The following is an 8318-nucleotide window of genomic DNA, read 5'->3' as shown; positions in this document are numbered from 1 at the left end:
CGCGGGTTGGTGACAGGATCAGCGCGCGCACTTTCTTCGGCGCGGCTTTCTTGCCGGGCGCCAGGCGGTGCAGGATCGGCAGCGAGAAAGCTGCGGTCTTGCCGGTGCCGGTCTGGGCCAGGCCGATGACGTCACGGCCTTCGAGAACCGGCGGTATAGCCTGAACCTGAATCGGTGTCGGCGTCGTCAGGTGCAAACCGTCAAGCGTGTCGAGAAGGGCCTTGGACAGACCGAGTTCGGAAAATAGCATGTAATGTCTTTCGAAGTTTTGGGCATACGTCGGGGCGTACGCTTCAGCGTCGCCAGTCGCGGACCATGCCCGATCACAAATGTTCCGCCGGCTACGGTCAAACCGCAATCGGAGGAGTTCGGGTTGGGCGCATCGCCGCTGGCCGACGCGAAAATTTAAGGGTGGACGTTAGGGGAAGTCAGAACACGCCAGTCAACGAAGATGCGTGCAGCGGCCGATTGGGCCCCTATCCAGTTGCCCCCTTAGGCCTGACAATTGCGGCTGTGTCAAGGCGAAAGCCTCATATAATATTGCAACGCAACAAACAGGCTTAACGCCTCGACTGCCGCTCACCCTGCACCACGACGTTGGCAACAAGGCTGCGAACAGGTTTGCCGGGAGTTAGAACAATTGCCGAAATCACGATCGCGCAGGCAATCCACTGGGCGGTTCCGACAGGCTCGGCAAAGGCAAACCAGCCAACCAGAAACATTGTCGGCAATTCGAAACTGCCGGCGATTGCCGCTCTCGCTGTCCCCACAATCGGCGCCGCAACCGTATAGAGCAATTGTGGAATGAGCGCCGAGCCGAAGGCGATGCCAGCCACCAGCCACCAGCCGGAAACCGTGACCGGAAACAGAGCGGCAACCGGTGTCGTCGCCATCAGCGGCAACAGTCCCAGAACCGAACCAAGGCTGGCGCTGGCAATTCGCACCACCGGTCTGAGAACCGAGAGTTTGTGAACCAGCACATTGATGCCGAAGGCAAACCCCATCGGTGCCGCCAGTGACAGCATCAGCGCAGGCACCTGCTGTGCAGTGATCGCATCCGGCGATGTTGCAAGCACCGCTGCGGCAACAATCATCAGCGATGCAAGGATGGCTCGGCGTCGCGGAACGTCGCCGAACATCAGCCAGGCAATCAGCAACGTGAACACCGGATAGGTCATGTAGAGAACGCCAACCGTTGATACCGGCGCGATGTCGACCGCGCGGACATAACCGACCCAGCCAACCCCCATGATGATGCCGGCCGCAAAGCCCCAACAAAGCGGGATCCATTGGGCACGGGCCCGCCAGACAAACGGCAGCAGCACCGTTGCAGCAAAGGCATAACGGTAAAAGGCGATGGCGTGCGGCGCCATCCCCTCGGCTGTCAGCGTGCGCGCGAAATAGGGAACCAGACCAAACCCGACCGAAGCCGCAACCACCGCAAGCGTTGCCAGACCGGAGCCAAGGAGGTGTTGTTTATCAGTGTGTTCACCGCTCATGTCCGCTGAGTAACAGGCGAACCCGGGATGAGCAATCTGATGCGGCAAACATCCGCCGGAAAACCGTGGCAACCAGAATACGTCCCCCAAAGTCGCATTTCAGATTGAAATCCGGCCGGGTGGGAAATATCCTCAAGCGGTTCGGGTTCCATGAAGGCCAAGCCTTCGGGATTAAAGGGGAACACGGTAGGGACGACCCGTAAAGGGGCCCGATCCGTGGCTGCCCTCGCAACTGTAAGCGTGAGCCGCATCCACAAGGCCACTGGAGAAATCCGGGAAGGCGGATGACGGCAATGAAGCGCGAGCCAGGAGACCTGCCCGGATTTCGGGGAAGCCGTGAAACCGGCTTCCGAATTCAACCTGTCGCACGAAGGGTGCGGAAAGGATTACGTTATGCATATTGAACCTGGCGTCGTTGATGGCGCGAAAATTGTCCTGAGCTATGCAACGGCAGCCGCCGCTGGCGGGCTTGTGTTGAAGATGTCGTGGGACACGATCCGCAAGGACGGCGGTGTCTCGGCCCTGGCGGTGCGCTCGGTCATCACCACGCTTCTGGTGTTTACCTTTTTTGAAGTGTTTCCGCACCACGCCGTCGGCGTCTCGGAAGTCCATCTCATTCTCGGCTCGACGCTGTATCTGATGTTCGGTGCCGGCCCTGCGGCTATTGGCCTGGCTTTGGGACTGCTCATGCAGGGCGTCTTCTTCGCCCCCTTTGACCTGCCGCAATACGGCATGAACGTCACCACACTGCTGGTGCCGCTGTATGCCATGTCGCTGATTGCCAAGCGCATCATCCCGGCGGGCACCGCCTACAAGGATATCTCCTACAAGCAGGCGCTGGCGCTCTCAACCAGCTATCAGGGCGGCATCGTCATGTGGGTTGGATTCTGGGCATTGTATGGCCACGGCTTCGGCGCTGAAAACCTCGCGCAGATCGCAGCTTTTGGTGGCGCCTACATGCTGGTCATCATCATTGAGCCAATCGCCGATCTTGGTGTCCTGGCGCTCGCCAAGAGCTTCAGCGGCACCCAGGACAATCCGATGTTCCATAACCGCCTGCACAATCAGGCGGCATAAACATCGTTCTGTTTGAGATTGGCAAACGCCGCGTGATCAGTATCGCGCGGCGTATTTCGTTTATCGGGTGATCCGAGTCTGCCAAAGCCGCAAAAGGATTTGGATACCGGCCACTGCGCCGATAGCATCCTGACAAACGATTCACATGAGGAAATCCGGATGAACATCGAAATGATCCGTGCCGCCCAGACCCGGCTTGACGGCCATGTCCGGCGCACGCCGCTGCTCGGTTCTCCGTTCCTCGACGAGATCGCGGGGCGGCGTGTCTGGATCAAGCCCGAATGCCTGCAGCACACCGGCAGTTTCAAGTTTCGCGGCGGCTGGTCAGCAGTGTCGGGACTGGATCCCGAAGCCCGGGCACGCGGCGTCATTGCTTTTTCCAGCGGCAATCACGCACAAGGCGTGGCGCTGGCAGCGAGCCGGCATGGAGTGCGTGCGATCATCGTCATGCCATCCGATGCACCCCAGACAAAAATCGACAATACCCGCGCTCTGGGAGCGGAAGTTGTTCTTTTTGACCGCGCCAAAGACGACAGAAATGCGATTTGCACCAAACTATCGCAAGAGCACGGCCTGACGCTGATCGTGCCCTATGACAACGCTCTGGTGATAGCAGGCCAGGGAACCTGCGGGCTGGAAATCGCCGAACAGGCCGCAGCGGAGGGTATCACCGAGGCGGATGTGCTTGTTTGCTGCGGCGGCGGTGGCTTTACCTCCGGTGTCGCACTGTCGCTCGAGGCCGACGCCCCGGGCCTGCGGGCACGCCCGGTGGAACCCGAAGACTTCGATGACATGGCCCGCAGCCTGGCGTCAGGCCACATCGAACGCAACAGCCGCCTCTCCGGCTCGCTTTGCGATGCGATCATCACCCCGCAACCAGGCAACCTGACCTTCCCGATTGTCTCCCGGCTTGCCGGTCCGGGACTGGTGGTGAACGAAGACGAGGCGCTTCATGCCATGGCTCTTGCCTTCTCCCGGCTCAAGCTTGTCGCCGAACCCGGCGGTGCTGTCGCCTTGGCCGCCGCTCTGTTTCATTCAGACGAGATCGAAGGCGAGGACGTGATCGTCACCGTTTCCGGCGGCAATGTCGACCCGGCTGTGTTTTGCATGGCGTTGGAGAGATTCGGCGGATGACAGGTTCCGCCTCTGAAAGCTGAGCCGGGCCCGCAATGGTGCGCTCAGCCCAACCGAACGCCTTCGTCCTTGGCCTTGTGGCCCGGTTCGACATGGATGATCACCCTGACACCCTCAAGCGCCTGGGTCAGCGCAGCCTCCAGGCGGTCACAGATGCGGTGAGATTTTTCCACACTCATGGAGCCATCCACCACAAGGTGAAACTCGACGAACGACACCCGGCCGGCCATGCGTGTGCGGATATCATGCGCCTCGATGGCGCCGTCCGCTTCCGCCTTGATGATGTCCTGGATCCGCTTTTCATCCACCGGATCGATGGCCCGGTCCATCAAGCCGTCAACCGATGAGGCAATCACTTTCCAGCCCTGCCACAACACGTTGCAGGCGACAATCAGCGCCAGCAGCGGATCAAGCCGCGGCTGGTCGAACGCCAGCGCCAGACCGAGCCCGAAGATCACTCCGACCGAGGTGACCACGTCCGACAAGATATGATGCCCGTCAGCCTGCAGCGCAGGTGACCGGTGGCGACGCCCGATCCGCAACAATGCCGCCGCCCAGACCCCGTTGATGAGGGCCGCCACCGTGTTGATCGCCAGGCCCGTCAGCGGCGCATCGATTCGTTTCGGCTCCAGCAATCCCCCCACGGCCTCATTGACGATCAGCAGCGCCGCAACCACAATCAGCACACCTTCCAGAACGGCGGAGAAATACTCCGCCTTGTGATGGCCGTAGGGATGACTGGTATCCGCCGGTTTCTGCGCATACCCGATGGCGATAAAAGCCGCCGTCGCGGCGATCACATTGACGATCGATTCAAGCGCATCGGAATAAAGCGCGATCGAGCCGGTCACATGCCATGCAACAAACTTCAGCGCCATCACGCCGAAAGCCAGCGGAATCGACCAGAAGGCCAGCCGGCGGATCGTTCTTGAAGATTGCGGCACCGGGTCTAGTCCTGCAACGAAGCAATATAGGCGATGATGGCTTCGACCTGTGTCGGAGTGGCGATGAATTCGGGCATGTCGGGATGGTCCGAATAGATCCGGCCATCACCAAAGGCTTCCTCCAGCGCATCCATCGGGAAGCGCTCGGACAAATCGCGGAACGGCGGCGCCATCTCATGCGGGCTGGCGTCTGCCGGGCCCACCGCATGGCATTTCCCGCAATTGGTCTCGACCAGTTCCCGGCCCTCCTCGAGGCCATCATCAGATTGCGCCCGTGCCGGAACCATACCGGCGGACAGACAGATTGCCAGCGTCATCAGTGTCGCCACCGCCCGCCCCGCTCTCATCTCGAGACCATGTCTCATGCCGCTTCCACCTTTTTCCGCCGCCCCATATGCGCCACCACATTCTCGATTATCCGCATGCCCGCGTCCTGACCCAGGGTCATGATCGATTCAGGATGAAACTGCACTGCCGCCACCGGCAGGCTTTCATGCTCGATCGCCATGATAACCCCGTCATCGGTTTCCGCGGTAACACGAAATTCCCTTGGCATTGTGGCATAGTCCGCGAAAATCGAATGGTAGCGGCCCACCGTCACCTCTTTCGCAAGGCCGGAGAATAGCATCCCGTTGGGAGAAACCCGGATTCGTGACGGCTTGCCATGAACAGGCACCGCCAGTTCCCGCAAGCTGCCGCCAAAACTCTCGACCAGCGCCTGCAAGCCAAGACAGACGCCAAACACCGGAAGCTCGGCTGCGAGGATCTTCTTGATGGTGGCGGCGCAATCGAAATCCTTCGGACTTCCAGGTCCGGGCGACAGCACCACAAGATCGGGCGACACCCGGTCGAAAATCGCCGCGTCAACCGGTGCGCGAACGGTGGTCACCCTGGCTCCGGTCTGGCGGAAGTAATTGGCCAGCGTGTGAACAAAGGAATCCTCGTGATCGACCAGCAGGATCGAGACCCCCTCGCCGACCTTCGCAGTCTCGCGCGCGGATGAACCGGCATTGCCAAGCCGTGCGTCCCGGATCGCCGACAGCATCGCCGAGGCTTTCAGCTCGGTTTCGGCTTCTTCCTCTTCGGGGTTTGAATCATACAGCAACGTGGCGCCGGCACGGACTTCGGCGATACCATCCTTGATGCGGATGGTCCGAAGCGTCAGGCCGGTGTTCATGTCGCCGTTGAAATTGACCATGCCGACAGCGCCGCCGTACCAGACGCGCGGACTCTTCTCGTTGTTTTCGAGAAACCGCATCGCCCAGAGCTTCGGCGCGCCGGTCACCGTCACCGCCCAGGCGTGGCTCAGGAAACCGTCAAACGCATCCATGCCGTCACGCAAGCGGCCCTCGATATGATCGACGGTGTGTATCAGCCGGGAGTACATCTCGATCTGACGGCGGCCGATGACCCTGACCGATCCCGGTTCGCAGACCCGGCTCTTGTCGTTGCGATCCACATCCGAGCACATGGTCAGCTCGGATTCATCCTTCTTGGAATTGAGCAGTGTGAGGATCTGCTCTGAATCGGAAATCGCGTCGTCGCCGCGCTTGATTGTGCCGGAGATCGGACACGTCTCGATGCGGCGGCCATTGACCCGCACGAACATTTCCGGCGACGCGCCGACGAGATATTCCTGACGGCCCAGATTGATGAAAAACGAATAGGGCGACGGATTGATGTTTTTAAGCCTGCGGCTGATTTCCGACGGCCGGGCTTCGCAGCGCTCGAAAAATGTCTGCCCCGGCACCACTTCGAACAGGTCTCCGCGCTTGAAGCTTTGCTTGGCGCGCTTGACCAGTTCCGCGTATTCGCCCGGCGTGTGATCGCCGCGTTGGGGACTGCGGTCAGAGGGGCGGAAAGGCTCCGGCGCGATCTCGCTGTCGCGGCCCTCGGTAGTCACTCCGCCCAGCGCAAAATCATAACGGTCGATCCAGGCCTTGGCGGCATGGTGATCGACCACCAGGATTTCATCCGGCAGATACAACAGCAGATCGGGCTGGTCTTCGGGACGGTCGAGCTTGGCCGGAACGGAATCGAATTGAAACGCCAGATCGTAGCCGAACGCGCCATAAAACCCGATATTGCCATCCTCATCCGAGTGAAACTGATCGACAATGACGCGCAAGACCGAGAAGACCGTCGGCGCGCGTGAACGCTCTTCTTCGGAGATCACCCGATCCGGTTCGGCGATGTCGATTTCGATGCTCCGCGATCCGCGCGACGAGACCGTGAACTGCGCATGCCCCGTCAGCCGGCTGGCAAGAATTTCAAGCAGCGCTTCGCCGCGGCCATTGTACGCCTCGATCGTCAGCCGTCGGCCTTGCGAGGATATCCCCAGCGGCGGATCGACGATTGCGGTATCCCAGCGTGTATAGCGGCCCGGATATTCGTAATTTGACGAAAACACTGCGCCGCGCCGGCTGTCGAGCGCATCGACGTAATCGGAAACCGCATCGGCATAAGGCGTTTCGCGCCGTCTGCGCGTCACCGACACCCCGCCGCGTGTTTCATACCGCTCCGCGCCGTCTGAAAGTACAGTCGTGCCCATTTCATAACTCCGTTTGAACCGTTCCGGCGACCCAGGTCCGGCGGGTCAAACAAAAAGCCGCCGGACCGTGAGGTCCCGGGCGGCTTGTTGATCTCTAACGCACACGCGTGGTCAAGGCCGCCTAGAAGCGAACCCACCACCAATTGTTCTGTGCCACATGCATCGTCATGATCAAGCTCATAGCGCAGGCAGTGCCCCGCTTCAAGTGGAGATGAAGGGTCTGGCATTTTCGCAACCGCGACGAGATCCACGACTATCATCTCGCCACCGTCACCGGGTCGCGCGGCAAGCCCGGCCCCGGCGCTGTGACTTTTGGCAAAACCATGTCTTGCCGCCCTGTCACCCGGCGCCCGCGGATGCCTTGACATCGCACCGGCCTTATCCCACATTTAAACCATGAAAACGCACGAAACCCGGTTTGATTGTTATTTCAGGGCCTTTCCCATCGCAGGATTCTGCCCCCCGGTTCGGTGACCAGCGCCCCCGAACCGCGGGGGTTGTTCAGCGGATATCCGATCTTGCCTGACGGCAGTTCGATCATCTCGCGCAAAGCGGCGTAAAACAACACAGATTTTCAGATCAACATGCACCCGTGTCGCCAGCGACCGGGACCGCACGAATGCGTGGACAATTCAATGCAGCAGAATAAGCGGCGCAAACCAAGAATAACGATCAGCCAGATCGATTACGACCGGCTCAGCAATCTTGTCGCGGCCCTTGAACAGCGCAGTCCCGAGATTGCGGCAAGCCTTGCCGAAGAAATCGAGCGTGCACGTATCGTCAGCGACAAGGCCATCGCCGCCACTGTCGTGCGCATGGGATCCTCCGTGACCTATATGGTCGACGGCCAACAAAGCAAAACGGTCAATCTGGTCTATCCGGGTGAAGCCAACATCGAAGATGGGCGCGTGTCGATCACGACGCCCGTCGGCACCGCCCTGATCGGTCTCAAGGCCGGCCAATCGATCAGTTATGCGACACGCAGCGGACAGATCCACGATCTGACCGTGGTGGAAGTCAGTCAGTCAAGGGAGGACGCGCTGGCCCAATGACCATCATGCGGATCGGTTTCTCAAACCCTCTCGGGGTTTTTCTGCTGACAGGGTCGTGTCT

8 protein-coding genes and 1 riboswitch are annotated in these 8318 nt (G+C 60.3%); of the genes, 3 read left to right on the top strand and 5 right to left on the bottom strand.

What is annotated here, in order from left to right; all coding sequences use genetic code 11:
• A partial coding sequence (locus ABJN75_RS23005) for a DEAD/DEAH box helicase (RefSeq protein ID WP_348442010.1) occupies positions 1-250 on the bottom strand: 250 nt, incomplete at its 3' end.
• 310 nt (positions 251-560) lie between these two features.
• Positions 561-1499 (bottom strand): DMT family transporter, encoded by a 939-nt coding sequence (locus ABJN75_RS23000; protein WP_348442008.1) that lies wholly within the window; start codon positions 1497-1499, stop codon positions 561-563.
• 126 nt (positions 1500-1625) lie between these two features.
• Positions 1626-1836: riboswitch (cobalamin riboswitch) on the top strand.
• 56 nt (positions 1837-1892) lie between these two features.
• Here ABJN75_RS23000 and ABJN75_RS22995 point away from each other — a divergent pair.
• Positions 1893-2576, top strand: a complete 684-nt coding sequence (locus tag ABJN75_RS22995; RefSeq protein WP_348442006.1) for an energy-coupling factor ABC transporter permease — start codon at positions 1893-1895, stop codon at positions 2574-2576.
• Between the two features lie 159 nt (positions 2577-2735).
• Positions 2736-3710 (top strand): threonine/serine dehydratase, encoded by a 975-nt coding sequence (locus tag ABJN75_RS22990; RefSeq protein ID WP_348442004.1) that lies wholly within the window; start codon positions 2736-2738, stop codon positions 3708-3710.
• Positions 3711-3754: 44 nt separating this feature from the next.
• Here ABJN75_RS22990 and ABJN75_RS22985 read toward each other — a convergent pair whose 3' ends face one another.
• The 3 genes from ABJN75_RS22985 to ABJN75_RS22975 are packed head-to-tail and all read right to left on the bottom strand — an operon-like array spanning position 3755 to position 7205.
• Positions 3755-4654 (bottom strand): cation diffusion facilitator family transporter, encoded by a 900-nt coding sequence (locus ABJN75_RS22985; RefSeq protein ID WP_348442002.1) that lies wholly within the window; start codon positions 4652-4654, stop codon positions 3755-3757.
• A gap of 5 nt (positions 4655-4659) precedes the next feature.
• A complete protein-coding gene (locus tag ABJN75_RS22980; protein WP_348442000.1) occupies positions 4660-5019 on the bottom strand; it encodes a cytochrome c in 360 nt (119 codons plus the stop codon).
• Entirely contained in the window at positions 5016-7205 is a 2190-nt protein-coding gene (locus ABJN75_RS22975) for an anthranilate synthase (RefSeq protein WP_348441998.1), read from the bottom strand. The genes ABJN75_RS22980 and ABJN75_RS22975 overlap by 4 nt, the downstream gene beginning before the upstream one ends.
• A gap of 635 nt (positions 7206-7840) precedes the next feature.
• Here ABJN75_RS22975 and rnk point away from each other — a divergent pair.
• The gene (gene rnk / locus ABJN75_RS22970; RefSeq protein ID WP_348441996.1) at positions 7841-8257 is read left to right on the top strand and encodes a nucleoside diphosphate kinase regulator; all 417 of its coding nucleotides are present in this window, start codon (positions 7841-7843) and stop codon (positions 8255-8257) included.
• Positions 8258-8318: the final 61 nt, after the last annotated feature.

Origin of the sequence: Hoeflea sp., from assembly GCF_039975035.1 — a bacterium.
In the GTDB taxonomy this organism is placed as follows: domain Bacteria; phylum Pseudomonadota; class Alphaproteobacteria; order Rhizobiales; family Rhizobiaceae; genus Hoeflea.
Note: the sequence above shows the minus strand (reverse complement) of the source record. Positions and strands in the feature narration are given on the sequence as shown.

What these genes read in the sequence shown, in the direction of transcription:
- ABJN75_RS23000 (WP_348442008.1), bottom strand. Translation starts at nt 1,499, where the DNA reads ATGAGCGGTGAACACACTGATAAACAACACCTCCTTGGCTCCGGTCTG.
- ABJN75_RS22995 (WP_348442006.1), top strand. Translation starts at nt 1,893, where the DNA reads ATGCATATTGAACCTGGCGTCGTTGATGGCGCGAAAATTGTCCTGAGC.
- ABJN75_RS22990 (WP_348442004.1), top strand. Translation starts at nt 2,736, where the DNA reads ATGAACATCGAAATGATCCGTGCCGCCCAGACCCGGCTTGACGGCCAT.
- ABJN75_RS22980 (WP_348442000.1), bottom strand. Translation starts at nt 5,019, where the DNA reads ATGAGACATGGTCTCGAGATGAGAGCGGGGCGGGCGGTGGCGACACTG.
- ABJN75_RS22975 (WP_348441998.1), bottom strand. Translation starts at nt 7,205, where the DNA reads ATGGGCACGACTGTACTTTCAGACGGCGCGGAGCGGTATGAAACACGC.
- rnk (WP_348441996.1), top strand. Translation starts at nt 7,841, where the DNA reads ATGCAGCAGAATAAGCGGCGCAAACCAAGAATAACGATCAGCCAGATC.